Source organism: Pseudaquabacterium terrae (assembly GCF_013266755.1).
Lineage (GTDB): Bacteria > Pseudomonadota > Gammaproteobacteria > Burkholderiales > Burkholderiaceae_C > Pseudaquabacterium > Pseudaquabacterium terrae.
Map to the genome: position 1 here is coordinate 217581 of NZ_JABRWJ010000010.1, position 22325 is coordinate 239905.

The window sequence follows — 22325 nt, forward strand, 5'->3', positions numbered from 1 at the left end:
ATGAGCCCCGCCCGGCCGCCCGAAGGGGCTCAGCCCCGCTTGGCGGGGAGGCGCGAAGCGCCAGGGGTGCTCTCATGACCGCGACTGAAGCGCTCACCGGGCGTGCGCCGCCGGTGCGCGGTCCGCGCCTCGATCCGCGCCACGTGCCCTTGGCGGTGACGACAGCGCTGTTCGCTGCGATGTTCGGCTACGGCGGCGTTGCCTACGACGGCTTCTTCTCGGCGCAGGTGCTGCTGAACCTGCTGATCGACAACGCCTTCCTGCTCATCGTCGCGGTCGGGATGAGCTTCGTGATCCTTGCCGGCGGCATCGACCTGTCGGTGGGCGCCGTGATCGCGTTCGCGACGATGCTGCTGGCGTGGCTCGTGGAACGCCAGGGCTGGTCGCCCGCCGCGGCCATCGCGCTGGTGCTCGTGCTCGGCACCGCCTTCGGCGCGCTGCAGGGCTGGCTGGTGCAGCGCTTCCGGCTGCAGCCCTTCATCGTCACGCTGGCCGGCATGTTCCTGGCGCGCGGCTTGTGCTACGTGATCAGCATCGACTCGATCAGCATCGAGAACGAGAGCTTCGTCGCCGTCGCGCAGGCCCGCGTGCCGCTGGGCGGCGAGGCCTCGGTCAGCGTCGGTGCGCTGGTCGCCGTGGCGGTGCTGGCGGCCGGGCTGTACCTGGCGCATGCCAGCGACTTCGGACGCGCTGTCTACGCGTTAGGCGGCAACGAGCACTCGGCGCTGCTGATGGGCCTGCCCGTCGCACGCACCATGGTGCTGGTGTACACGCTGTCGGGCCTGTGCTCGGCGCTGGCCGGCGTGGTGTTCGCGTCCTACATGCTGTCCGGTTATGGCCTGCACGCGATGGGGCTGGAGCTGGACGCCATCGCTGCCGTGGTGATCGGCGGCACGCTGCTGTCCGGCGGCGTCGGCACCCTGGCCGGCACGCTGTTCGGCGTGCTGATCCTGGGCATGATCCAGACGCTGATCAGCTTCGACGGCAGCCTCAGCTCCTGGTGGACGCGCATCGTCATCGGCGCGCTGCTGTTCGCGTTCTGCGCGCTGCAGCGCCTGTTCGAGCGCCGGCCGGGCCCATCGACCTAGGATCCTCATGACAGAAAACGCGATGCGCCGGCCCGCGTTCGTCGGCATCGACTGGGGCACGACCAATCGCCGTGCCTGGCTGCTGGACGACGCCGGCGAGGTGCTGGCGCTGCACCGCGACGAGCAGGGCAGCCTGGCCTGCCGTGGCCGCTTCGTTGGCGCGCTGGAAGACCTGCTGGCGCGCTGGCCGGCGGCGCGGGGCGTGCCGGTCGTGATGTCGGGCATGGTCGGCTCGGCGCTGGGCTGGCAGGAGGTGCCGTACCTCGACGCGGGTGTGCCGCTGGCCGAGCTGCCGCGCCACGTGGTGCCGGTGGCGGACGCGCCGGCTGGCGCGCACTGGTGCATCGTGCCCGGCCTGTGCTGTCGCGACGGCGCCGGCCGCGTGGACGTGATGCGCGGCGAAGAGACACAACTTCTCGGTGCGGACGCACTGGCCGCCGGCGATGGCTGGACGGTGCTGCCCGGCACGCACAGCAAGTGGGTGCGGCTGCACGGCGGCGTGGTGGCCGAGCTGCGCACCTACCTGAGCGGCGAGCTGTTCGCGACGCTCCGCGCGCAGGGCACGCTGGCGCCGCTGATGGCCGTTGCGGCCGACGATGCCGGCGCGGCCTTCGATCGCGGCGTGCAGGCCCTGGGCGACGAGGAGCTCGGCCATGCGCTGTTCGGCGCACGGGCCCGCGTCATGGCGGCGGGCGCGCCCGCCGCCGGCACGGCCGACTACGTCAGTGGCCTGCTCATCGCCGCCGAATGGCGCGACGCGCTGCGCCGCGGCCTGCCGCCGGGGCAGCCCGTGCGCCTGCTCGGCGAGCCGGCGCTGGCCGAGCGCCATGCCCGGTGTGCGCGCCACTTCGGCGGCCGCACCGAGACGCTGGACCCGCAGGCGGCGCAGCTCGCCGCCTGGCGGACCTTCCTTCGAAGCCTGTCGGAGCACCCGTCATGAGACCTGCCTTCGCCGCCGACCTGCCGCCGCTGGTGGCCATTCTTCGCGGGCTGCAGCCCGAACGCGCGGCCGACGTCGGCCGGGTGCTGTTCGACTGCGGCCTGCGCGGCGTCGAAGTGCCGCTGAACCGGCCCGGGGCGTTGCCGGCCATCGCCACGCTGGCGGCGATGGCGCCCGCCGATGCGCTGGTCGGCGCCGGGACCGTGCTCGCCGAGGCCGACGTCGATGCGGTGGCGCAGGCCGGCGGCCGGCTCATCGTGTCGCCGCATTTCGATCCGGCGATCGTCGCGCGCACGATCGCGCGCGGGCTGATCGCTGCGCCCGGGGTCTTCACGGCCAGCGAGGCCTTCGCCGCGCTGCGGGCCGGCGCGCACGCGCTCAAGCTGTTCCCGGCCGAAGGCAGCAGTCCGGCGGCATTGCGCGCGCTGGCCACCGTGCTGCCCGAGGACACGCCGCTGTGGCCCGTCGGCGGCCTCGAGCCGGAGCACCTGGCCGCCTGGCGCGCGGCCGGTGCCACCGGCTTCGGCATCGGCGGCGCACTGTTCAAGCCGGCGTTCGATCTCGACGAGATTGCACGCCGGGCGCGCGCTTTCGTCGCTGCCTGGCACGGCTGAGCCCCCGGCCGGCCCTGCGGCACGCGCCCTTGGTGGGGCACTCACGCCTTCCTCGTTCGCGTCATTGCGCCCAGAATGGAACGTGCTCGTCTCCCGTGGAGATGGCCGGCCATGAGGTGTCCATGAAGTTGCTCGCCCGCCTGCTGATCGTCCTGCTGTTTGCCGCCCAGGGCGCCGCCGCCGCCGAGGTGGTCCGCTTCCCGCGGCCCGAGTTCGAAGGCGATCGTCGCTTCGATTACGCGCGGGAGTTGCTGAAGCTGGCGCTGTCCAAGGTCGGCCCGGACTACCGCGTCGAGCATGCCGAGTCGCCGATGAACCAGGAGCGCCAGATCCTGGAGCTCGAGGCCGGGCGAACGATCGACGTCGCGCCGATGCCGAGCTCGGCCGAGCGCGAGGCGCGTTTGCTGGCCGTGTACATCCCGATCAACCGAGGCGTGCTGGGCCTGCGGCTGGGGCTGGTGCGCAAGGGCGACGCGGCGCAGTTCGCCGGCGTGAACAGCCTGGACGACGTGAAGCGATTGCGCCTGGCCCAGGGGCAGTATTGGCCCGACACGGAGATCCTGCGCGCCAACGGCATTCCCGTGATCATCGGGCCGAGCTACGAGGGATTGTTCAAGATGCTGGTCGGCAACCGGTTCGACTACTTTCCCCGCAGCGTCCTGGAGATCTGGAACGAGCAGGCCAGCAACGCCGATGCACTGGAGGTCGAACCGCGCATCGCGCTGTACTACCCCTACTACACCGCGTACTTCATGCTCAACAAGGGCAACACGCGCCTGTCCGAGATCATCCGCCAGGGGCTGGAGAAGGCGATCGCCGACGGCTCCGCCGACCGGCTCTTCGACCAGCACTTCGGCGAGCGCCTGCGCCGCGCGCAGCTGGACAAGCGCGTCATCATCGAACTGAAGAACCCGCTCGTCACGCCCGGCACGCCGGTGAACCGGCCCGAGCTGTGGTACGACTACCGCCGGAAGTAGCTCACGCCGGCGGCACCGCCGGGCCCACCCAGTGCGCCAGCGTGCCGTACAGCTCATCGACGTTGATGGGCTTGGCGATGTGGTCGTTCATGCCCGCGGCCAGCACCTTCGCGCGTTCGCCGACCAGCGCGTTGGCAGTCATCGCGATCACCGGCAGGTCCTGCCAGCGGGGATCCTGGCGCAACCGCCGCGTGGCCTCGTAGCCGTCGAGCACCGGCATCAGGCAGTCCATCAGCACGGCGTCGTAGCGGGCGCCTTCCAGCATCTGCAGCGCCTGCTCGCCGTCCTCGGCCACGTCCACTTCGAGCTTGGCGCGTCGCAGCAGCGACAGGGCGATCTCGGCGTTGATCGGGTTGTCCTCGACCAGCAGGACTCGCCGGCCGATCAGCCGCGAGGGGTCCGCAGGCGCCGGCGCCCGCTGGGGCCTGGCCGGCGACCGCAGCGGCAGGCGCAGCTCGAAGCCGAAGCGGCTGCCCTGCCCAGGCAGACTCTCGACGTCGATGTCGCCGCCCATCATGTGCACCAGGCGCTGGCTGATCGCCAGGCCCAGCCCGGTGCCGCCGTAGCGCCGGCTCGTGGACGCCTCGCCCTGGGTGAACGGCTGGAACAGGCGCTGCCGCTGGTCGATCGACATGCCGATGCCGCTGTCCTGCACCTCGAAGCGCAGGCGCACCGCGTCGGCTTGCGCTTCAACGACCCGCACGCGCAGCGTGACGCCGCCGCGTTCGGTGAACTTGACCGCGTTCTGCCCCAGGTTCAGAAGCACCTGTCGCAGGCGCGAGGGGTCGCCCTCCAGCGCTTTCGGCAGCCCGGGCGGCAGCTCCACCTGCAGCGCCAGTCCCTTGTCCTTCGCGGCCAGGCCGACGATGTCGGACACGCCCTCCAGCACGTCGCGCGGGTCGAACACGATCGCCTCGAGGTCCAGCCGGTCCGCCTCGATCTTCGAGAAGTCGAGGATGTCGTTGATGATGCCCAGCAGCAGCGTGGCCGCGCGGTGGATCTTCTGCACCTGGTCGCGTTGGGGCGCCTTCAGTTCCTCCTGCAGCAGCAGATAGCCCATGCCGATGATGGCGTTCATCGGCGTGCGGATCTCGTGGCTCATGTGCGCCAGGAAGGCGCTCTTCGCCTCGCTGGCGATCTCGGCCGCGCGGCGCGCCTCCCGGTCGGCTTCGGCCTGGCGGCGCTCGGTGATGTCGCGCGCGATGCCCACGGTGCCCGCCACGCGTCCGTCGGCATCGATCAGCGCGGTCTTGAGGGTCTCGATGAAACCGACGCTGCCATCGGCACGGGCATGCTGCTCCTCGATGCGGCGCGTGCCGCGCGCGGCCATCACCTCGGCGTCGTCGTTGCGGTAGCTGCGCGCCAGCCCGGGCGGGTGAACATCGAGGTCGGTCTTGCCGAACATCTCGGCCGGGTCGGCGAAGCCCTTGGCGGCCGCGAAGGCCCGGTTCACGGCGGTGAACCGACCCTCGGTGTCCTTCATCCACGCCAGGTCCGGCAGGTTGTCGAGGATGGCGGCCATGCGGGCATCGGCGTTGCGCAACTCCAGCGCCTGCCTGGCCAGCCGCTCGCGCATCGCGTTCAGCGCATCGACCAGCTGGTCCAGCTCGTCGCCCTCGCTGCGCGCGCGCCGCAGCCGCAGCGGCACCGTGTCGCCTTCCAGGCTGACGCTGCGCGCCGAGGCGGCCATGTCGCGCAGGTGGCTCGTCGCCAGCTTGTGGACGATGAAGAGGATGAAGAACGCGACCAGAAAGGTCTTGGCGCCGTTGCTGAGCAGGATGACGAGGGCCTGCGCGGCCAGGTCCCGATAGATCTCGTCCAGCGTGGCCTCGATGCGCAGCACGCCGATCGGCTGGGGCTTGGCGCCGCAGCAGGCGAGCGGAATCTCCTTGACCACCCCGTTGGCCTGGCGCTGGCCGCGGAAGAGGGTGAACGGGCGGCCGGAGGCGCCCGTGTCGCGCACCTCGGCCCCGCTGATCGAGGGCAGGCGCACGATGCCGTCCAGTTGTTCCTCGATCTGCCGCGTGTCCACCGCCCACAGGCTCTCGGCCAGGCTGCGCGCGCTGGCCTGCTCGATCTCGGCGAAGCGCCCGTCCAGTCGCGCACGCTCGTTGCGGTAGCTCAGACTGAGCTGAAACACGGTGAGCAGCAGCGTCACCACGGTGCTGAACAACACCACGCGCAGCAGCAGCGCGACGGCGATGCCGCCGCGTGGGGTGCGCGACACCGCCGCCCACCAGCCGGTGGAGGGCGGCCGCGGACGGTCGGCCGGTGCCGCGTCCATCGCCGCAGCCGTGTTCTTGGACGGCTTCATGCACCGGAATGTAGCTCGGAAGCGCTGCCGCCGACACGACGGCGCGAGCGGCGCATCAAATGCGCCGGCCGGTCCGCAGTCATGCCTGGCGGTCCAGCCAGCACCGACCTGCACATCGTCACCGGCAACCAGCCCTACCTCAGCTACCCGCGGGTGATGGGGCACGAGTTGTCCGGCGTGGTCGAGCAGGCCGATGCCGGCAGCGGCCGGGTGGCCGGCGATGCGGTGTATGTCATGCCCTACCTGTCCTTCGCGCAGCGCGAGGTCGGCGTCAGCGCGACCGTGGGCTTAAGCGAGTGCGACGACGCCCAGCTGGCGCGCCTGACCGACGGCGAGTTCTTCGATGCGGTGTTCGACGCCACCGGCAATGCGCAGGCCATGGAGCGCGGGTTCCGCTTCGTCGCTCACGCCGGGTGTTATGTGCTGATCTCGATCGTGCAAGGCGACATCCGCTTCTCCGACCCCGAGTTCCACAAGCGCGAGGCCACGCTGCTGTCCAGCCGCAACGCCACCGCGGAAGTTTCGAGGCCGTGGCCGCGGCGATGCGCGCCGGCCAGGTGCCCGACCGCGCGCTGCCCACGCACCGCCTGGCGCTGAACGAATTGCCCGCACAATTCGAGCGCCTGCTCGACCCGGCCGAGGGCGTGATCAAGGCCCTGGTGGAGTGCTGACGTGCTGGTGGAGGTTGCCATGAGTCCCGAGCCCCCGATCCTCCAGTTCGGCACCGGCCGCTTCCTGCAGGCCCATGTCGACTTGTTCGTGTCGCAGGCCAGCGAGCGGGGCGAGGCGCTGGGGGGCATCACCGTCGTGCAGTCCAGCGGCCAGCCGGCCGCCGTGGCGCGCATGCAGGCGCTGGCGCGTGCCGAGGGCTACCCGGTGATCGTGCGCGGGCTCGCGGGCGGCGCGCCGCTGGAACGCCACGAGACCGGCCACGCCGTGCGCGAGGCGCTGGATGCGCGCGTGCACTGGCACGCAGTGCGTGAGCGGATGCGCGGCCCGGTGCGGGTGCTCGTCTCCAACACGGCCGACCAGGGCTGGCAGCTCGAGGCCGCCGACGGCCCGCATCTGCTGCCGGATGCCGCGCCGGCGCCGGCTGCCTTTCCGGCCAAGCTGCTGGTGCTGCTGCACGACCGCTGGCACGCCCGGCCCGACGCCGAGCTGACGCTGCTGCCCTGCGAGCTGGTGTCGCGCAACGGCAATCAACTTCGCGCGATCGTCGTCACGCTGGCGCGCGAATGGGGCTGCGCGCCCGCCTTCATCGACTGGCTGCAGCGGCAGCCGGTGTGGGCCAACTCGCTGGTGGACCGCATCGTCTCGCAGGCGCTGGAGCCGGTGGGTGCGGTGGCCGAGCCCTACGCGCTGTGGGCCATCGAGCAGCAGCCGCGGCTGGTGCTGCCGTGCCGCCACCCCGCCATCGTGCTCACCGACGATCTGGACCGCTTCGAGCGGCGCAAGCTCTTCCTGCTGAACCTGGGCCACACCTTGCTGGCCGATGCGTGGATGAAGCAGGCCCACCCGGCCGACATGACGGTGCTGCAGGCGATGCAGACGCCGGCGCTGCGCGACGCGTTGGAGGCCGCCTGGCGCGAGGAGGTGCTGCCGGTGTTGGATGCGCTGGGCGACGGGCCCGGCGCGCGCGCCTACCTCGTCGAACTGCGCGACCGCCTGCTGAATCCTTTCCTCGCCCACCGCCTGGCCGACATCGCGCAGAACCACGCGCAGAAGAAGGCGCGCCGCATCGAGCCCTGCATCGCGCTGGCGCGCACGCGGGTGCCCGCGCTGGCCCAGCCCCGGCTGCGCGCGGCGATGGCCGCCACTTGAATACGGGAGTCCCCCACGATGCAACGCATGGGCATGGTCATCGGCATCGAGCCGGACCGCATCGCCGAGTACAAGCGGCTGCATGCCGACGTCTGGCCAGCGGTGATGGCGCGACTGGCCGCGTCCCCGCGAGTTCCACCTGACGCTGGCCGAGGTCACCGGCAACGCGGTGCTGGTGCGGCTCGTCGCCGAGTTGTTCGACGAGCGGCACAGCCCGATCTCGGCCAAGATCAGCTCGCGCTTCGAAAGCACGCGGACCTGGAAGGCCGCGCTCGCCGAACACGAGGCGGTGCTGGCGGCCATCGAGGCCCGCGACCCGATCGCCGCGCAGGCGGCGATGCGCGCGCATCTGCGCGCTTCCACGCTGCGCTGGGTGGGCGCGTGAGGCTCGGGCGGCGGGCCGCCAGCGCGGGCTGGCAATCGCGGTTCGGCAGCAGCTCGCACGCGGGCCACGAAGTCGCCGTGCGTGGGCATTTCATCCACCGTGCCGGCGATGGCCGCGTGAGGAACGATCAGGCGGCCGACCGCATCCATGAGAGTGCGACTTGCTGGTTGATCCAGCGCCATCCGATTGATGCCCTTGAGCAACTGCTGGTGTCCCGCCGCTTCCGATCCCCTGGCCGAAGTGCAGCGGCGCCTGGGCGCCGATGACGCCGAGACGCAGCGCGCGGCGAAGAAGGCGGGCACCTACCTGGGCGTGCTGCTGCAGAACCTGGCCGCGGCCTATGACCCGGGCTGCATCGTGCTGGGCGGCGCGGCAATCGAGCTGGGCGAGGCCTTCGTGCAGCCGGCGTTGCGCACGCTGAACGACTACGCCGCGTCGGACGGCCTCACGCCGCCGCCGGTGCGCATCTCGCGAGCGACGCCAGCGCGCAACCCAAAGTGTCAGATGTCGAGCACGAGCTGCGCGGACTTCGCGCGCGAAACGCAGATCATGATCTTGTCCCCGGCCTTGCGCTCCTTGTCGCTGAGGAACGCGTCACGATGGTCGGGCGTGCCGGCAATGACGCCGGTCAGGCAGGTGCCGCAGACGCCCTCGCGGCACGAGGTGACGACGTCGATGCCGTGCGCGCACAGCGCGTCGGCGATGCTGTCGTCGGCGGCCACCGCAATCGTGCGCTTCGAGCGCTCCAGCTTGACCTCGAACGCGCGGTTCGGCGCCGCCTCGGCGGCCGGGTCAGCGCCGAAGTATTCGACGTGAATCGCCTCGGACGGCCAGATGCCGGCGATGACGTCGTCGATGACCGCCGTAAAGCGGCGCGGGCCGCACATGTAGAGGTGGTGGCCCGGAGGGTGTTGCCACAGCAGCCGCCGCAGCAGCTCGCGCAGCCGCCCGCCGACGGCGTGGTGGAAGCTCACGCCGCCGGCGTACGGCGGCGCAGAAAGCACTTGGTGGAACGCGGTCTCGGCGATCGAGCGCGTGAAGTAATGCAGCTCGTACGAGGCGCCGCGAGCCTGCAGCTCCTGCACCATCGCGAACAGCGGCGTGATCCCGATTCCGGCGGCGATCAGCACGTGGTGGCGCGCGCCGTCGACGAGCGCGAAGTGGTTGCGCGGGCCGCCGATGACGAGCGTGTCGCCGACCCTCACGCGCTGGTGCATCGCGCGCGAGCCGCCGCGCGAGTCGGGCTCGTTCTTGACCGCAATGTGGTACGCGTCGCGTGCGCCGGGCGCGCCGCACAGCGAGTAGGGGCGCACGGTCTCGTCGTCGAGCCGCATGTCGATGTGCGCGCCGGCGCTCCAGGCGGGCAGCGCAGAGCCGTCGGCGCTCACGAGCTCGAACGACTTGATGTCGACAGTCTCGTCGACGATGCGCCGCACGCGCACCTTCAGCGCCGGGGCGAGCGTATGCACCGGGCGGCGGCTGCGCAGCCAACTGCGGATGCCGTTCCAGGCGAGCACGATCACTCGGGCAGGTGCGGCAGCACGAACGACAGCGTCGCGAGGTGTTCGTCGCGATTCGTCTTCGCAGGATTCGCGGGCGGCGTGGCGAACGTTGCAACGACGACGTTGAGGCCCTGGTTGCGCACCTTGATCGTGGCGGTGCCGTCGGCGCCGGTCTTCACCGGTTCGGAGTCGGGGTCGGTGACGTAGTCGGGCTGCACGCTGGCGCCCTGCACGGGCTTGCCTTCATACAGCACCCGGACCGTGAGTGCCTGGCCCATCTGCTCAGGCAGTTGCTTCACGAGCGGCACGATCTGCAGCTTGTGGGCGTGCAGCACGGGCGGCGCCACATTCAGCCGGCGCAGGTGGACCGTGTACTTGACGGTGTGCTCGCTGATCGTCGCATCGGGCACCTCGTCCTTGCCCTTGTTGTGCCACTTGCCGTCGGGCGTCTTGCACCACAGGCCGTTGTCGAGGATGGCGGCGACGATTGCCGGCTGGTTGTCGGTGTTCAGCACGAGCAGCGGCCCGTTGGGAGCGAGCTGCGTCGGCACCTCCTTGCCGTTCTCGTCGTAAGCCGCGACGGTCTTCACCTTGGGCAGGCGCTTCACTGCGTCGAGGTCCTCCGCGCCGACACCGTAGATCAGTGCGAGCTGGTTCGAGCGCTGTGCGAACCAGATGCCATGGGCCTGTGCCACGGTCGCGGCGCCCAGGCCCGCAATCACGCTCGCCACGAGGGCAAGCTTGCCGAGAGTCTTCATTGCTTCTCCTATCGTCTGGTGGTTGGAACAAGAAAAACGATCAATCCGGCGCAATTGCAGAGGAAGGATCTTGTGCGTCTTCGCGAGGCGACTCTAGATGCCGTGTCGCGGAGCTTCTTGGATGGAATTGCTGGGCTTTGCGCGCTACTCGCATTCGAGATTTCGTGCCGATCCACGCCATCACAACGCAATGCTGTGCGTTTGCCGGGACGGCAATCGATTTGAAGTTGCTGCTCTCGACTCCTACTCTTGTCCCGTCAGGAAACTGAAAGCAACGCCGCTAAAGGAATCGAAAGTGACCAACCATCCGTGCATCGCCTGGGCCATCACGTACATCGACGAGCATCTCGACGAACGCCTGTCGCTCAATGAGCTGGCCGCCAAGGCCGGACTCAGCGTCTGGCGCTTCTGCGCGGTGTTCCGGCAACATGCGGGCGACTCGCCGCGCCGCTACATCTGGGGGCTGCGTCTGCAGAAGGTGAAGTCGCTGCTCGCCAGCGGCGAGTCGCCGGCGTCTGCAGCGCTGCTGGCCGGCTTCTACGACCAGAGTCATCTGTGCAGGTATTTCAAGAACACCTGCGGCATGACGCCGGGCCAGTACATCAGCCGCCAGCGCAGTGCACAGGCCGCCGCGGACTGCAGCCGTGAACGGGAGGTCGCATGAAGCTCGCCTACCAATGGCACGGCCGCTTCGGCTGGGTGCTCGCGCCGCTGCTCGCGATTCAGGCCTTGGGCGGCGCCGCCCTGTTGTGGATGCAGCCGCTGCCGGCGCCGCAGGAGAGCCCGCCCGCGGTTCAGGCCTGGGCCCAGGCGGTGGACCAGGGCCTGGCCGAATTGGCGCGCCGGTATCCGACGGCCAAGTTCGAGTACGTGAATCTGCCGGGCAAAGCGGATGCGCCTGTGAGCGTGCGCCTGCTCGCCTCGGAATCCAACGAGAGTGGCTGGGCCGAAGTCGATGCATTGCATGGCACGGCCGGCGCACTGCAGCCGGACAGCAGCCAGGCGAGGACGCTTCTGTACGGCCTGCATGAACGCCTGCTGCTCGCTGACGTCGGACCGTGGCTGCTGCGCGCGATCGCGCTGACCGCATTGGTGCTTGTCGCGATGGGGCTGCGGGTCTGGTGGCGGGTGCGGCACCTGCCGGCGCGCACGCCGTGGCGGCGCCTGCATCGCCTGGTCGGACCGGTGGTCGTCTTGCCGCTGGCGATGATGCTGGTCACCGGCTTCGTGCTGCGCTCACCGGACTGGGCGCGCGCGGCATTGTCGGCCTGGCCGGGCCAGGCGGCCGCCGCACCCAGCGTCGCTGCGCCGGCTGCCAGCGGGCCGCAGGCGGCGACGCTGGGCCAGGCCCTTGCCGCTGCCGCGACAGCGCTGCCGCAGGCGCGCCCCATTCGCATCTACCCGCCCCGCAACGGTGTGGTGCGCGTTCGGATGCGCGGCGACGAGTGGCATCCCATCGGTCTGAACAACGTGTTCGTGAGCGCAGCCGACGCCTCGGTGCTGCGCATCGTGCGCGCCGCCGAGCAGCCGCTGAGCGTGCGCTATCTCAACGTCGTCTACCCGCTGCACATCGGCTCGCTGCCCGGCAGCCCGGGCTTGGGGGCCACGCTCGCGGCGCGCGTGCTGTGGACGCTGCTCGCGCTGGCACTCGCGGGGCTGGCCTTGACGGGCGCGGTGCAGCGCTTGCGGACGAAATGAAAACCCCGACAACCTTTTGGAGACAAATCGAATGCCATCGAAATTGACCGCATTGAAAGCGATCGTGCCTGCCGTCCTCGCGACTTCGTTCGCCGGAACCGCTTTCGCTCAGTCCAACGTGACCCTGTTCGGTGCCGTGGACCTGGCCGTGGCACATGGTTCCGGCAGCGTTTCGAACCAGACTCAACTGGCCAATGGCTACCTTGCCGCCTCCCGGCTCGCCTTCAAGGGCTTCGAGGACCTTGGTGACGGCCTCAAGGCCGGATTCTGGCTGGAAAGCGGCTTCAACGCCGACACCGGCAGCGGCCAGATCACCAACTCCAATAACCAGTCCTCCGGTATTGGAGGCAATGGGGGTCTGACGTTCAACCGCCGTTCGCATGTCAGCCTGGGAGGCAACTGGGGTGAGATTCGCCTCGGCCGCGACTTCGTGCCGCAGTACCTGAATATCGCCGACTTCGATCCATTCGACCTCAGCGGCAGCGGAGGCAGCCAGGTGTTGAATTCCGCGATCACCGGCCCGACCCTGGTCCGCGCCTCCAACAGCGTGTCGTATCTCTACGGTCATGGATTCAATGCCGCCGCGATCGGATATGGGCCCGGGGGATTCAATGGCTCCGGCATCCAATTCCACGCCATGGTTTACCTGGGTGAAAATCCCAGTGGTACCGCCACCGCCAAGGATGGCACCGGCCATGGCATCCGCGCCGTCTACTCGACCGGCAAGTTCACGGTCTCCGGCGCAACCAGCCGGACTCGCTACGCAGCGGGCGAGGTCCGGCAGAGCAATGCGGGCGCGAGCTACAACTTCGGTGGGGCCCACGTCATGGGCATGGTCGAATGGGACCGGAAAGGCGCGATCAGCGCCAAGGGCTGGCTGGCGGGCGCGCTGGTCCCCGCCGGCGTCGGCACCATCCGGGTTGCGTACTCGCGTTACGGCACTGATGCGGCAGGCAGCCCGACGGCCAGGAAGTGGAGTGTTGGTTATGTCCATCCGTTGTCGAAGCGCACGGCCTTGTATACGGCCGCCGCTCACGTGAGCAACGAGGGCGCGTCTGCCTCAGCCCTGAACGGCGCCGTGACGGCCCCGGGCCAGTCATCCAACGGATTCGACTTCGGGGTCAAGCACAGCTTCTAGCGCTGCGCGCGCGGTGCTCAGTCCGCGCCGAAGGCGAGGCTCAAGCCGATCGTCCAGTTCGAGGGCGCCGGTCCCGCCAGACGGTGGGACCGGCTCATGTCCACGCTCCAGTGTTCCGCCGCCAGCCAGCGTACGCCGGCGCGCGTGAAGTGCGTCGCCTGCTCTCGGTAGCGCTCCGCGGTCAGCCACCAGTCCTGCGTCGGCATCCATTCGGCCGCAATGCCGCCGCGCTTCTCGCCTTCGCCGCCGTTAAAAAAATCGCGCCCCGCATTGGCATGAAAGGCAAGCTTGTCGCGTGGCCGCCAGGTGGCGAGCGCCAGCGCGCTCACGCCCTGGTACCGCGGCCGCAGGTGCGCCTGCCAGACCGGTTGTGCCACCACGCCGACGCTCAGGCTCTGCGTTACTGCATGAGCCCACTTCACCTCCAGGCCCCACGCCGTCGCCGAAGCGCCCTGGTCGCGCGTGTATTCCGCCGCGGCACCGAGCTGCACGGGACCGAGCCGGCACGCGCCGCCGACGTGCAGCAGGCGGACACCGCCCTGGGCGCGGCTCGCCCAGTTCTCCTGTTCGCAGGCGCCCGCCGGCAGAATGTCAGCGTCGTCGACCGAATGGTGGCCGCCCGCGCCATGCGCCAGCAGCGGGGCGGCCAGCAGGCCGGCCAGGAGTGTTGTGAGATTCATGGGCTCCTCAAGAATTGAAATTCAGCGATCGCAGGAGGCCATCACCGGGAACGCGTAGTCGCGTCCCATCAGCGCGCGGGCAAACAGGTAGTCGTTGCGGCTGCGCTCATCGAGTGCATCCAGGTCGACACGACCTGCTGAATCGCAAGGAAACGCCAGCGACTTGCGGTCGTTGCGCCGGTGAACAAAACGCAGTTCGACTCTCGCCGGCCGGTGGGCTGAAGGGGGGAAGATGCGGTCCGTCATTGCATTTCTCCGACTGCCTGTGTTGCAAGAAGGATAGGTGAGCAGCCGCAGCGCTTCTTGCCGTTGTGTGCTGTCCGGCGGCATATCCTGCGAAATCCCACGGCCCTCGCGGCACGCCGTGACTGCGGCGGGATCGTCCGCACGATGTGCCGCTGGCGGGCCGAACAACGGCACGGAGGGCCTGCCGCAGGCCATCGTTGCGGCACATCGTGCAGGCATCCGAGGCCGAGAATCTGCTGGATGAACATTGCCTCGACCCGACACCGCATCGTGATCGTCGGCGGCGGCGCCGGCGGTCTGGAGCTCGCCACGCGCCTGGGCGATCGTATCGGCCACGCAGTCGACATCACGCTGATCGACCGCAATCGCACGCATGTGTGGAAGCCCAAACTGCACGAGATCGCTGCCGGCAGCATGGACTTCGCGGTCCATGAGGTGGACTACCTGGCGCACGCGCACGGGCACCGGTTCCGATACCGCATCGGCGAGATGACGGGGCTGGACCGTGAGGGTCGGCGCGTTCTCGTCGCTCCATCACACGACGCGGAGGGCCGCGAGATCACGCCGCAGCGCGAGTTCGGCTATGACACGCTCGTCATTGCGGTCGGCAGCCGCAGCAACGATTTCGGCACGCCCGGCGTGACGGAGCATGCGATGAAGCTGGAGTCGCAGGTCGACGCGCGACGTTTCCATGCCCGCATGGTCGATGCCTGCATCCGTGCCCATGCGCAAGCAGCGCCGCTGCGCCCCGAGCAGCTGAAGATGGTCATCATCGGTGCCGGCGCCACCGGCGTGGAGCTGGGCGCCGAATTGCACAGAACGATGCGGGAGGTTCTGGCCTATGGCCTCGATCGCGTCGATCCGGACAAGGACCTGCGGGTGTCGTTGATCGAAGCGTCGGACCGCGTGCTGCCGGCGTTGCCGCCGCGACTGTCCTGCGTCACGCAGGCGCTGTTGACCCAATTGGGCGTCAAGGTGAATACCAGCGTGCGCGTGGCCGAGGTGCTGCGTGACGGCGTGCGGCTGGTGGATGGTCGAGTGCTGCCGGCCGAGCTCGTTGTATGGGCCGCCGGCGTCAAGGCGCCGGATTTCCTCCAGCACCTGGGGCTGGAAACGAACGGCGTCCATCAGCTGGTCGTGCGCCCGACGCTGCAGACCACGCGCGACGACAACATCTTTGCGTTCGGTGACTGCGCGGCATGCCCGTGGCGCGACGGCACGGTCCCGCCTCGAGCGCAGGCCGCGCATCAGCAGGCGCTGCATCTGTACAAGCAGATTCGCAGGCGACTTGTCGGCAAGCCGCTGCAGGAGTACCGCTACCGCGACTTTGGATCGTTGGTGTCGCTGGGCAAGTTCGGGACGGTCGGCAACATGATCGGCGGCCTCGTTGGCCGCAACTTCATGGTGGAAGGCGCATTCGCCCGCCTGATGTACCTGTCGCCCTACAAGAAGCACGAGCTGACACTGCACGGCACCGCCAAGGTGGCGCTGGAAACGCTGTCCCGCGGCATCGCGCGGCGCACCCGTCCGCTCGTCAAGCTGCATTGACGCCAGGTGACTCGTTGGCGCGGGGTCGGCCGCCACAAGAAGCGCAAATGAGCTCGCGCCGTTCGCGGTCGGCAGCACTGACATCGCGCTCGCCTGCCGGCTTTTGGCTGATCAAGCCGATCATGGACGGCATCGACAGGGCCGATCCCGTCAGGAACAGGGCCAGGATGGCCCCTGGCACCGACAGCACCAGGGCGCTCAGGATCGTGCCGGGCTGCGCGAAGTCCTTGAGCAGCAGCACCAGGACCATGTAGATGCACAGCACGCCGGTCAGCATCGCGACGCCGAAGCCGACGGCCAGTTCACCGAACTCCTCGGCGTCACGCGCCGCGTTCGGTCCCGGCGCGCGATGACGATGTAGTCGACCAGCAGGCCATGGGCTGGACCGCGCAGTGGCCATTCTCGACGCCTGCCGCAAGCGAGCCCGGCCGATCCTCATGACCACGATCGCCATGGGCGCCGGCATGACGCCCGTCGCGCTGGGCTGGTCCGGCGATCCTGCCTTCCGCGCGCCGATGGCCATCGTCGTGATCGGCGGCCTGGTCACTTCGACGGTGCTGAGCCTGCTGGTCGTTCCGGTGGTGTACAGCTATGTGGACGATGGCGTTCAGTGGCTCAGACGGCTCGTTGCGCGCCGTCAAACGGCGGCCGGCCAGTCGTCCTCGGGCTTGCCTTGGGAGTACTGACATGCCCTGCGTCGCCCTTCCGCTCTTCCTGCCTCGCGTTCCCAATTGCTGGAGGATGTGCTGTGGCGTCGTGTCGACTCGCGCTGCGTGCAATGCCCGTTAGCGACCTTCACTGGCGCATCACGGTCCGTATCGGGCCGTGCGACGCACAGGCAGACCACGGCCGTGCCCTTGACGGGGTCGGGAACGCCGATGGTGGCCGCGTCCTCCAGCAGCCCCGTGCCCATCAGCAGCGCCTCGATTTCGGCGGGCCCGGTGCGCCGAGCTCCACGGCGACGACCGCGACCTGAACCGCGTGCGCTGCCAGAGGCCATCGTAAGGCGCGTCGAGCAACTCTTCGAGCCTTCAGGCCTTGCGCGGCAGCACGGTCAGCACACGCACGATGAAGGCATGCAGCTCTGTCATGTAGGTCTGCAAGAATTTCTTCGTGCCTTCGTCGGTGACCTCGCCGTCGGGGGTGATGAGCTCGGGCTTGAACTGGATGTACGCCTCGACCTGGTTCATCAGCGGTGAATTGCAGAAGCACAGCACGCCGCGCAGGCTCTGCTGCGCCACGGCGGTGCCGATGGCACCCGGCGAAGTACCGATCACGGCCGAAGGCTTCTGCGCGAAGGAGTTCTTGCCCCAGGGCCGGCTCGCCCAGTCGATGGCATTCTTCAATCCACCGGGGATCGAGCGGTTGAATTCGGGCGTCACGAAGAGGACCGCGTCGACGTCGGCAATGGCCTGCTTGAACGCGCGGGCCACCGGGGGGTAGTCGGAGTCGTAGTCCTGGCTGTACAGCGGCAGGTCCTTGATCGCGATCTCGCTCAAATCCAGTTCGGGCGGCGCCAGCTTCACGAGCGCCTTGGCAAGCAGACGGTTGATTGACGTCGAGGACAGGCTCCCGACGAAATATCCGACCTTGTAAGTGGCCATGCGCGGCTCCTGGGCAGTGTGAAGGGGCACCGGTTGTACGCCCGCGCCGGCCAGTCCACAAGGCTCGCCGCGGTCAACGAAGACGATGGATGCGCAGTTGGCTCGGCTTCGCCGGCCGCTGGACGATCAGGTCCTGGGTGTGCAAGGCCCGGATCGGCAGGCCGACCAGGGCTTCGAGCGCCGCAAGGTCCAGGCCATCGACCTTGTCGATCAGCTGCAGGCCCTGCGGCGTGCAGGCCAGCGTGGCGAGGTCGGTGTAGATGCGCTTCACGCAGGCAACGCCGGTGAGCGGGTAAGTGCAGGCCTGCACGATCTTGCTGGCGCCCTGTTTCGTGAGCAGGTCCATCATGACCCACGTCTGCTTGGCGCCGATCGCCAGGTCCATCGCGCCGCCCACGGCCGGGATGGCGCCGGGCTCGCCGGTGCTCCAGTTGGCCAGGTCGCCGGTGGCCGAGACCTGGAAGGCGCCCAGCACGCAGATGTCGAGGTGCCCGCCGCGCATCATCGCGAAGCTGTCGGCATGGTGGAAGTAGGCGCCGCCGGGCAGCAGGGTCACCGGCTGCTTGCCGGCGTTGATGAGGTCGTAGTCCTCGTCGCCATCGGCCGGCGCCGGCCCCATGCCGAGGATGCCGTTCTCGCTGTGCAGCACGACCTCCATGCCCGCCGGCAGGTGGTTCGCCACGGTGGTGGGCATGCCGATGCCCAGGTTGACGACTGCGCCGTCGAAGATGTCCTGCGCAACGCGGCGCGCCAGCTCATCCTTGCTGCGACGTTGATAGCTTGTCATGGTGTCTCCTCAGGCCGCGTTCTTGAAGCCGCCGGCCGCCGTGGCCACGCGTTCGACCCGCACGATGCGGCTGACGTGGAGGCCCGGCGTGACGATGCTCTCGGGATCGAGCGCACCCAGTTCGACGACCTCGTGCACCGTGGCCACGGTGCGCTTCGCGGCGGTGGCCATCACGGGTCCGAAGTTGCGCGCGGCCTTGCGGTAGACCAGGTTGCCCCAGCGGTCGCCGCGCTCGGCCTTCACCAGCGCGAGGTCGCCGTGGATCGGGTACTCGAGCACGTAGCCTTTGCCGTTGATGACGCGTGTTTCCTTGGCGCTGCCGTCGGGGTTCTTCGCGAGATCGGTGCCGTAGCCGGTGGGCGTGAAGAAGGCACCGACACCCGCACCGGCCGCACGCAGGCGCTCGGCCAGGTTGCCTTGCGGCACCAGTTCCAGCTCGATGCGCCCACTGCGGTAGAGCGCATCGAAGACATGCGAGTCGGCCTGGCGCGGAAAGCTGCAGACGATCTTGCGCACGCGCCCGGCCTTCAGCAGCGCGGCCAGCCCGCTGTCGCCGTTGCCGGCGTTGTTGTTGACCACCGTGAGCTCGCGCGCGCCCTGTTCGATGAGACCGTCGATCAGTTCATTCGGGATGCCGGCGGTGCCGAAGCCGCCGATGAGCACGGTGGCGCCGTCGGGCGTGCCGGCCAGGGCTTCGGCCACCGAGTTTGCGAGCTTGTTGATCATGTCAGCCCCGCCCGGCCGTCGCCTGAACCCGAGCCAGGCGCGCGGCAGGCGAAGCCTCGCCGGCGGTCGCCGCAGGCTGCGTCACGAAGTCGAAGCGCGAACGCACGAAAGGCGCGCTGATGCCCAGCGATTCGTAGCCCGCCGGCGCCACACCGCGCTCCAGTTCGACGATGAGGCCGTCGCGCGTGGCGAAGGCGAAGTCGTCGTCGATGTAGGTGTCGCCCGGGATGTTCACCTGCGTCGTCAGCGTGCGCTGGCCCGGTGCCGCGACCAGGAAGTGCACGTGCGCCGGGCGGTGGCCGTGGCGGCCCAGGGCCTCGAACAGCTCGGACGTGGGGCTGTTCGGCGGAATGGAATAGCCCGGCGGCAGCGCGGTGCGGAAGCGGTAGTGGCCCTTGGCGTCGGTCTCGATGCGGCGGCGCAACTCATAAGGCTTCAGGCCGGGGAAGAAGTGCGAATAGCCGCCCTGCGAATTGGCGTGCCATACGTCGATCAGCGCGTGCGCCACGGGCTGGCCGGCCAGCGTGCGCACCTGGCCCTCCATCACGAAGACTTCGCCGGCGGAGTTGCCCTCGTCCAACCGGGCTTCCACCTTCGACAGCGGCGCACCGGCCACGTACAGCGGCCCCTCGATGGCGCGCGGCGTGCCGCCGCTGCGGCCCGCGCGTTCATCGGCTTCGTCAGCGCGGATGTCGAGCAGGCGGTCGAAGCCGAGGCCTGCGGTGATGAGCCCCACCTGGCCGCTCGTGCCCAGGCGCGACAGCCAGTCGGCGGCTTTCCAGAACTCGTCGGCGCTGACGTCCAGTTCGTCGATGGTCTTGAAGAGGTCGCCGACGACACGTGCCACCAGGGCACGAACACGGGCGTTGCCCGGTGCAACGTTCACGCTCGTGACGAGCTCGAGCAATTGCTTCTGATTCAGTTCGGACATGGCAGGGCTCCGGCAAGGGGCAGGGTGGGTTGACGACACGCAGGCAGGTCAGTCGAGCTTGATGTCGCGCGCGGCGATCAGCTGGCTCCAGCGCGTGGTCTCGCTTGCCAGGTGCTGGGCCAGGCCTTGCGGGGTGGAGCCGATGGCTTCCGCACCGATCTGCTCGAAGCGCGCCACCACCTCGGGCTGCTTCATCGCCGCCAACAGCGCGGCATTCATCTTCGCGATGACCGCCGGGGGCGTGCCGGTCGGCACGAACACCGCGAACCAGGGCGACACGTCGTAGCCCGCCACGCCGGCCTCGGCGACCGTGGGCACGCCAGGCAGCGTGCTCGAGCGCTTGGGCGTAGTCACCGCGATGGCGCGCAGCTTGCCGGAGGCGATGTGCGGTCGTGCCGAGGTGATGCTGTCGAACATGAAGTCCACCTGTCCGCCCAGCAGGTCGGCCACGGCCGGGCCGCTGCCTTTGTAGGGAACGTGCAGCAGGTCGGTCTTGGTGAGCGCCGTGAACATCTCGCCGGCCAGGTGGATGGAGGTGCCGTTGCCGGCCGAGGCGTACGTGTACTTGCCCGGCGACTGGCGCGCCGCGGCCACTATTTCGGCCACTGTCTTTGCCTGTTGGCGACTGGTGTTGACCACCAGCACGTTCGGCACCACGGCGAGCAGGCTGACAGGGGCGAAGTCCTTGACCGGGTCGTAGCCCAGCTTGCCGTACAGGGCCTTGTTGGTGGCCATGCCGATGGACGTGATCATCATCGTGTAGCCATCGGCCGGGGCGCGGGCCACCATCTCGGCGCCGATGTTGCCGCCGGCACCGGCCTTGTTCTCGATGACGAAGGTCTGGCCCAGGGCCTTGCCGGCCTTGTCGCCGAGGATGCGCGCGATGACGTCCATCGCGCCGCCCGGCGGGAAGGGCACGACCCAGCGCACGGGCCTGTTGGGCCAGTCGGTGGCCTGGGCGTGAGTGGGGAGCGCGCTGCCCATGAGCAGCGCGCCGGTCAGCGCGGCGGCCAGTGTGGCCGATGTGGTGTGCTTCATCGTGTCTTTCGTGATGGTGGGGGTCAGGCGATGGCCGAAGGGTGCTGCGCGAGCGGCGTGACCTGCAGCGTCATGCAGGGGAACAGCGGCAGCTGCGACAGCAACTCGTGCAGTTCGTCATTGCCGGCGACATCGAAGACGCTGTAGTTGGCGTACTCGCCCACCACGCGCCACAGGTGACGCCAGCGGCCGTCGTGCTGCAGCGCCTGCGCGTAGGCCTTCTCGCGCGCCTTGATCTCGGCGGCCCGTTCGGCCGGCATCTCGTGCGGGATGTGGACGTCCATGCGAACTAGGAACAGCATGTGATGGCTCCTCAGGCCAGGGTGGCGCGCTGGCCGAGATCGACGTGCACGGCCTTCAGGCCGCTGCGCGCACGGTCGAAGCGATTCAGTTGCGCGAGCTCGACGGTGAGGCCGAAGCCCGGGCCGTCGGGCAATTGCAGTTCGAAGTCGCGGATGGCCATGCGCTCGGTGACCAGGTCGTCCACCAGCAGCTGCGGGCCGAACAGCTCGCAGCCGTGGTGCAACGGGCCCAGGGTGGAGAACACGTGCGCCGAGGCGGCACTGCCGATCGACGTCTCCAGCATGGTGCCGCCATACCACGCAATGTCAGCGGCCTCGGCAACGGCTGCCACGTCGCGGGTGCGCAGCAGGCCGCCGTGCTTGGCCACCTTCAGCGAGAAGACCTGCGCAGCCTGGACGCGGGCCAGCGACATGGCGTCCTGGGGCGTGCAGACGGACTCGTCGGCCATCAGGCTGGCGCGGCCACCCAGCTCGGCGGTCAGCGTCTTCAGGGCCTCGACGTTCCACCTGGCCACCGGTTGCTCGATCAACGTGACGCCAGCGTCGATCAGCGCGGGCAGGTGCCGGCGTGCAGTGCTGCCGTCCCAGGCCTGGTTGACGTCGACGGTGAGCGTGGCGCGGCCGGCGAGGCCGCGCGCGATCCGGGCCACGTGGGCCACGTCCTGCTCAGGGGTGCGGGCGCCGATCTTGATCTTGAAGATGCGGTGGCGCTTCTGTTCCAGGCGCAACTGCGCCTCTTCCAGGTCGCGCGACACGTCGCCGCTGGCCAGGGTCCAGGCCAGGGGCAGGCTCGCGTGGCGCTTGCCGCCCAGCAACTGCCACGCTGGCAGGTGCAGGCTGCGCGCGACGGCATCGATGACCGCCATCTCGACCGCGCTCTTGGCGAAAGCGTTGCCGCGGCAGGCCAGGTCCATGCGCGCCAGCGCGGCGCCGAAGTGCGCGCCGTCCTGGCCGAGCAGTGCGGGCGCGAGGTGGGCCGTGATGGCGTGGTGGATGCTCTCGGGCGATTCCTCGTTCCAGGACGGGCCGCCGATGGTGGCCGCTTCGCCGAACCCGGTGGCGCCGTTGCGCAGCCACAGCTGCACGATCACCGGGCTCTGCCGGCTGATGGCACCGAAGGCGAGCTTGTGCGGCCGGATCGTCGGGATGTCGAGGATGCGGGCTTCGATGCGTTCGATGAGGAGACGGTCCGTCATGGGGGCTGCCGATGGGTACAAGATGACCTCAG

23 protein-coding genes and 4 pseudogenes are annotated in these 22325 nt (G+C 69.3%); 13 read left to right on the top strand and 14 right to left on the bottom strand.

Annotated features, from left to right (window positions below):
- The first annotated feature begins 74 nt into the window (after positions 1-74).
- From yjfF to HLB44_RS29555, 4 genes are all read left to right on the top strand, one after another.
- Positions 75-1088 carry a galactofuranose ABC transporter, permease protein YjfF gene (gene yjfF, locus HLB44_RS29540; RefSeq protein ID WP_173131730.1) on the top strand — a complete coding sequence of 338 codons (1014 nt, stop codon included), beginning with the start codon at positions 75-77 and terminating at the stop codon, positions 1086-1088.
- Between the two features lie 22 nt (positions 1089-1110).
- Positions 1111-2028, top strand: a complete 918-nt coding sequence (locus HLB44_RS29545; protein ID WP_173131733.1) for a 2-dehydro-3-deoxygalactonokinase — start codon at positions 1111-1113, stop codon at positions 2026-2028.
- Positions 2025-2642, top strand: a complete 618-nt coding sequence (locus tag HLB44_RS29550) for a 2-dehydro-3-deoxy-6-phosphogalactonate aldolase (RefSeq protein WP_173131736.1) — start codon at positions 2025-2027, stop codon at positions 2640-2642. The genes HLB44_RS29545 and HLB44_RS29550 overlap by 4 nt, the downstream gene beginning before the upstream one ends.
- Positions 2643-2764: 122 nt before the next feature.
- Positions 2765-3619 (top strand): substrate-binding periplasmic protein, encoded by an 855-nt coding sequence (locus tag HLB44_RS29555; RefSeq protein ID WP_173131739.1) that lies wholly within the window; start codon positions 2765-2767, stop codon positions 3617-3619.
- 1 nt (position 3620) lies between these two features.
- Here the strand turns inward: HLB44_RS29555 and HLB44_RS29560 are convergent, their stop codons facing one another.
- Positions 3621-5933, bottom strand: coding sequence for an ATP-binding protein (locus HLB44_RS29560; RefSeq protein WP_173131742.1), 2313 nt, complete (start codon positions 5931-5933; stop codon positions 3621-3623).
- A 54-nt stretch (positions 5934-5987) separates the two neighbouring features.
- Between HLB44_RS29560 and HLB44_RS29565 the strand changes: the two are divergent.
- The 4 genes and pseudogenes from HLB44_RS29565 (at position 5988) to HLB44_RS36845 (ending at position 8139) form a co-directional block, all read left to right on the top strand.
- Positions 5988-6604: pseudogene (locus HLB44_RS29565) on the top strand (zinc-binding dehydrogenase).
- Positions 6605-6623: 19 nt separating this feature from the next.
- The gene (locus HLB44_RS29570; protein ID WP_173131744.1) at positions 6624-7754 is read left to right on the top strand and encodes a mannitol dehydrogenase family protein; all 1131 of its coding nucleotides are present in this window, start codon (positions 6624-6626) and stop codon (positions 7752-7754) included.
- Between the two features lie 33 nt (positions 7755-7787).
- Positions 7788-7865 (top strand): annotated as a pseudogene (locus HLB44_RS38005) (L-rhamnose mutarotase); the annotation flags it as partial.
- A 28-nt stretch (positions 7866-7893) separates the two neighbouring features.
- Positions 7894-8139 (top strand): FCD domain-containing protein, encoded by a 246-nt coding sequence (locus HLB44_RS36845; protein ID WP_217283851.1) that lies wholly within the window; start codon positions 7894-7896, stop codon positions 8137-8139.
- Positions 8140-8639: 500 nt separating this feature from the next.
- Here HLB44_RS36845 and HLB44_RS29580 read toward each other — a convergent pair whose 3' ends face one another.
- Positions 8640-9662 carry a 2Fe-2S iron-sulfur cluster-binding protein gene (locus HLB44_RS29580; protein ID WP_173131748.1) on the bottom strand — a complete coding sequence of 341 codons (1023 nt, stop codon included), beginning with the start codon at positions 9660-9662 and terminating at the stop codon, positions 8640-8642.
- A complete protein-coding gene (locus HLB44_RS29585; protein ID WP_173131750.1) occupies positions 9659-10399 on the bottom strand; it encodes a DUF4198 domain-containing protein in 741 nt (246 codons plus the stop codon). Before HLB44_RS29585 ends, HLB44_RS29580 begins: the two co-directional genes overlap by 4 nt.
- A 121-nt stretch (positions 10400-10520) precedes the next feature.
- On the opposite strand from HLB44_RS29585, the gene HLB44_RS29590 reads away from it, so the two are divergent.
- From HLB44_RS29590 to HLB44_RS29600, 3 genes are read left to right on the top strand one after another with little or no spacing between them, the layout of a single operon-like run.
- Positions 10521-11063 (top strand): helix-turn-helix domain-containing protein, encoded by a 543-nt coding sequence (locus HLB44_RS29590; RefSeq protein WP_246312534.1) that lies wholly within the window; start codon positions 10521-10523, stop codon positions 11061-11063.
- A complete protein-coding gene (locus HLB44_RS29595; RefSeq protein ID WP_173131752.1) occupies positions 11060-12097 on the top strand; it encodes a PepSY-associated TM helix domain-containing protein in 1038 nt (345 codons plus the stop codon). Before HLB44_RS29590 ends, HLB44_RS29595 begins: the two co-directional genes overlap by 4 nt.
- Positions 12098-12128: 31 nt before the next feature.
- Positions 12129-13235, top strand: coding sequence for a porin (locus tag HLB44_RS29600; protein ID WP_173131755.1), 1107 nt, complete (start codon positions 12129-12131; stop codon positions 13233-13235).
- Positions 13236-13252: 17 nt separating this feature from the next.
- Here the strand turns inward: HLB44_RS29600 and HLB44_RS29605 are convergent, their stop codons facing one another.
- Positions 13253-13915 (bottom strand): hypothetical protein, encoded by a 663-nt coding sequence (locus tag HLB44_RS29605; protein WP_173131759.1) that lies wholly within the window; start codon positions 13913-13915, stop codon positions 13253-13255.
- A gap of 21 nt (positions 13916-13936) precedes the next feature.
- Positions 13937-14161 carry a hypothetical protein gene (locus tag HLB44_RS29610; RefSeq protein ID WP_173131762.1) on the bottom strand — a complete coding sequence of 75 codons (225 nt, stop codon included), beginning with the start codon at positions 14159-14161 and terminating at the stop codon, positions 13937-13939.
- A gap of 240 nt (positions 14162-14401) precedes the next feature.
- Between HLB44_RS29610 and HLB44_RS29615 the strand changes: the two genes are divergently transcribed.
- Positions 14402-15709 (top strand): NAD(P)/FAD-dependent oxidoreductase, encoded by a 1308-nt coding sequence (locus tag HLB44_RS29615; protein ID WP_173131765.1) that lies wholly within the window; start codon positions 14402-14404, stop codon positions 15707-15709.
- 109 nt (positions 15710-15818) lie between these two features.
- Here HLB44_RS29615 and HLB44_RS29620 read toward each other — a convergent pair.
- A pseudogene (locus tag HLB44_RS29620) lies at positions 15819-16031 on the bottom strand (efflux RND transporter permease subunit); the annotation flags it as partial.
- Positions 16032-16086: 55 nt separating this feature from the next.
- On the opposite strand from HLB44_RS29620, the pseudogene HLB44_RS29625 reads away from it, so the two are divergent.
- A pseudogene (locus HLB44_RS29625) lies at positions 16087-16395 on the top strand (efflux RND transporter permease subunit); the annotation flags it as partial.
- Here HLB44_RS29625 and HLB44_RS38010 read toward each other — a convergent pair.
- The 8 genes from HLB44_RS38010 to HLB44_RS29665 all read right to left on the bottom strand — a co-directional run bounded on the left by HLB44_RS38010 (position 16347) and on the right by HLB44_RS29665 (position 22293).
- On the bottom strand, positions 16347-16709 hold the full coding sequence (locus HLB44_RS38010) for an AMP-binding enzyme (protein ID WP_281375242.1): 363 nt from the start codon (positions 16707-16709) through the stop codon (positions 16347-16349). The pseudogene HLB44_RS29625 and the gene HLB44_RS38010 overlap by 49 nt on opposite strands.
- A gap of 31 nt (positions 16710-16740) precedes the next feature.
- Positions 16741-17313, bottom strand: coding sequence for an NADPH-dependent FMN reductase (locus HLB44_RS29635; protein WP_173131768.1), 573 nt, complete (start codon positions 17311-17313; stop codon positions 16741-16743).
- A gap of 73 nt (positions 17314-17386) precedes the next feature.
- Entirely contained in the window at positions 17387-18100 is a 714-nt protein-coding gene (locus HLB44_RS29640) for a 3-oxoacid CoA-transferase subunit B (protein WP_173131771.1), read from the bottom strand.
- 9 nt (positions 18101-18109) lie between these two features.
- The gene (locus HLB44_RS29645) at positions 18110-18826 is read right to left on the bottom strand and encodes a 3-oxoacid CoA-transferase subunit A (RefSeq protein ID WP_173131774.1); all 717 of its coding nucleotides are present in this window, start codon (positions 18824-18826) and stop codon (positions 18110-18112) included.
- A 1-nt stretch (position 18827) separates the two neighbouring features.
- On the bottom strand, positions 18828-19757 hold the full coding sequence (locus HLB44_RS29650) for a dioxygenase family protein (RefSeq protein ID WP_173131777.1): 930 nt from the start codon (positions 19755-19757) through the stop codon (positions 18828-18830).
- Positions 19758-19805: 48 nt separating this feature from the next.
- A complete protein-coding gene (locus HLB44_RS29655; RefSeq protein ID WP_173131780.1) occupies positions 19806-20795 on the bottom strand; it encodes a tripartite tricarboxylate transporter substrate binding protein in 990 nt (329 codons plus the stop codon).
- 23 nt (positions 20796-20818) lie between these two features.
- The gene (gene catC, locus HLB44_RS29660; RefSeq protein ID WP_173131783.1) at positions 20819-21097 is read right to left on the bottom strand and encodes a muconolactone Delta-isomerase; all 279 of its coding nucleotides are present in this window, start codon (positions 21095-21097) and stop codon (positions 20819-20821) included.
- 11 nt (positions 21098-21108) lie between these two features.
- Positions 21109-22293 carry a muconate/chloromuconate family cycloisomerase gene (locus HLB44_RS29665; protein WP_173131787.1) on the bottom strand — a complete coding sequence of 395 codons (1185 nt, stop codon included), beginning with the start codon at positions 22291-22293 and terminating at the stop codon, positions 21109-21111.
- Positions 22294-22325 lie beyond the last annotated feature (32 nt).

Coding starts and splice junctions, on each gene's coding strand:
- yjfF (WP_173131730.1), top strand. CDS start 75: ATGACCGCGACTGAAGCGCTCACCGGGCGTGCGCCGCCGGTGCGCGGT.
- HLB44_RS29545 (WP_173131733.1), top strand. CDS start 1,111: ATGCGCCGGCCCGCGTTCGTCGGCATCGACTGGGGCACGACCAATCGC.
- HLB44_RS29550 (WP_173131736.1), top strand. CDS start 2,025: ATGAGACCTGCCTTCGCCGCCGACCTGCCGCCGCTGGTGGCCATTCTT.
- HLB44_RS29555 (WP_173131739.1), top strand. CDS start 2,765: ATGAAGTTGCTCGCCCGCCTGCTGATCGTCCTGCTGTTTGCCGCCCAG.
- HLB44_RS29560 (WP_173131742.1), bottom strand. CDS start 5,933: ATGAAGCCGTCCAAGAACACGGCTGCGGCGATGGACGCGGCACCGGCC.
- HLB44_RS29570 (WP_173131744.1), top strand. CDS start 6,624: ATGAGTCCCGAGCCCCCGATCCTCCAGTTCGGCACCGGCCGCTTCCTG.
- HLB44_RS29585 (WP_173131750.1), bottom strand. CDS start 10,399: ATGAAGACTCTCGGCAAGCTTGCCCTCGTGGCGAGCGTGATTGCGGGC.
- HLB44_RS29590 (WP_246312534.1), top strand. CDS start 10,521: ATGGAATTGCTGGGCTTTGCGCGCTACTCGCATTCGAGATTTCGTGCC.
- HLB44_RS29595 (WP_173131752.1), top strand. CDS start 11,060: ATGAAGCTCGCCTACCAATGGCACGGCCGCTTCGGCTGGGTGCTCGCG.
- HLB44_RS29600 (WP_173131755.1), top strand. CDS start 12,129: ATGCCATCGAAATTGACCGCATTGAAAGCGATCGTGCCTGCCGTCCTC.
- HLB44_RS29605 (WP_173131759.1), bottom strand. CDS start 13,915: ATGAATCTCACAACACTCCTGGCCGGCCTGCTGGCCGCCCCGCTGCTG.
- HLB44_RS29610 (WP_173131762.1), bottom strand. CDS start 14,161: ATGACGGACCGCATCTTCCCCCCTTCAGCCCACCGGCCGGCGAGAGTC.
- HLB44_RS29615 (WP_173131765.1), top strand. CDS start 14,402: ATGAACATTGCCTCGACCCGACACCGCATCGTGATCGTCGGCGGCGGC.
- HLB44_RS38010 (WP_281375242.1), bottom strand. CDS start 16,709: ATGGCCTCTGGCAGCGCACGCGGTTCAGGTCGCGGTCGTCGCCGTGGA.
- HLB44_RS29635 (WP_173131768.1), bottom strand. CDS start 17,313: ATGGCCACTTACAAGGTCGGATATTTCGTCGGGAGCCTGTCCTCGACG.
- HLB44_RS29640 (WP_173131771.1), bottom strand. CDS start 18,100: ATGACAAGCTATCAACGTCGCAGCAAGGATGAGCTGGCGCGCCGCGTT.
- HLB44_RS29645 (WP_173131774.1), bottom strand. CDS start 18,826: ATGATCAACAAGCTCGCAAACTCGGTGGCCGAAGCCCTGGCCGGCACG.
- HLB44_RS29650 (WP_173131777.1), bottom strand. CDS start 19,757: ATGTCCGAACTGAATCAGAAGCAATTGCTCGAGCTCGTCACGAGCGTG.
- HLB44_RS29655 (WP_173131780.1), bottom strand. CDS start 20,795: ATGAAGCACACCACATCGGCCACACTGGCCGCCGCGCTGACCGGCGCG.
- catC (WP_173131783.1), bottom strand. CDS start 21,097: ATGCTGTTCCTAGTTCGCATGGACGTCCACATCCCGCACGAGATGCCG.
- HLB44_RS29665 (WP_173131787.1), bottom strand. CDS start 22,293: ATGACGGACCGTCTCCTCATCGAACGCATCGAAGCCCGCATCCTCGAC.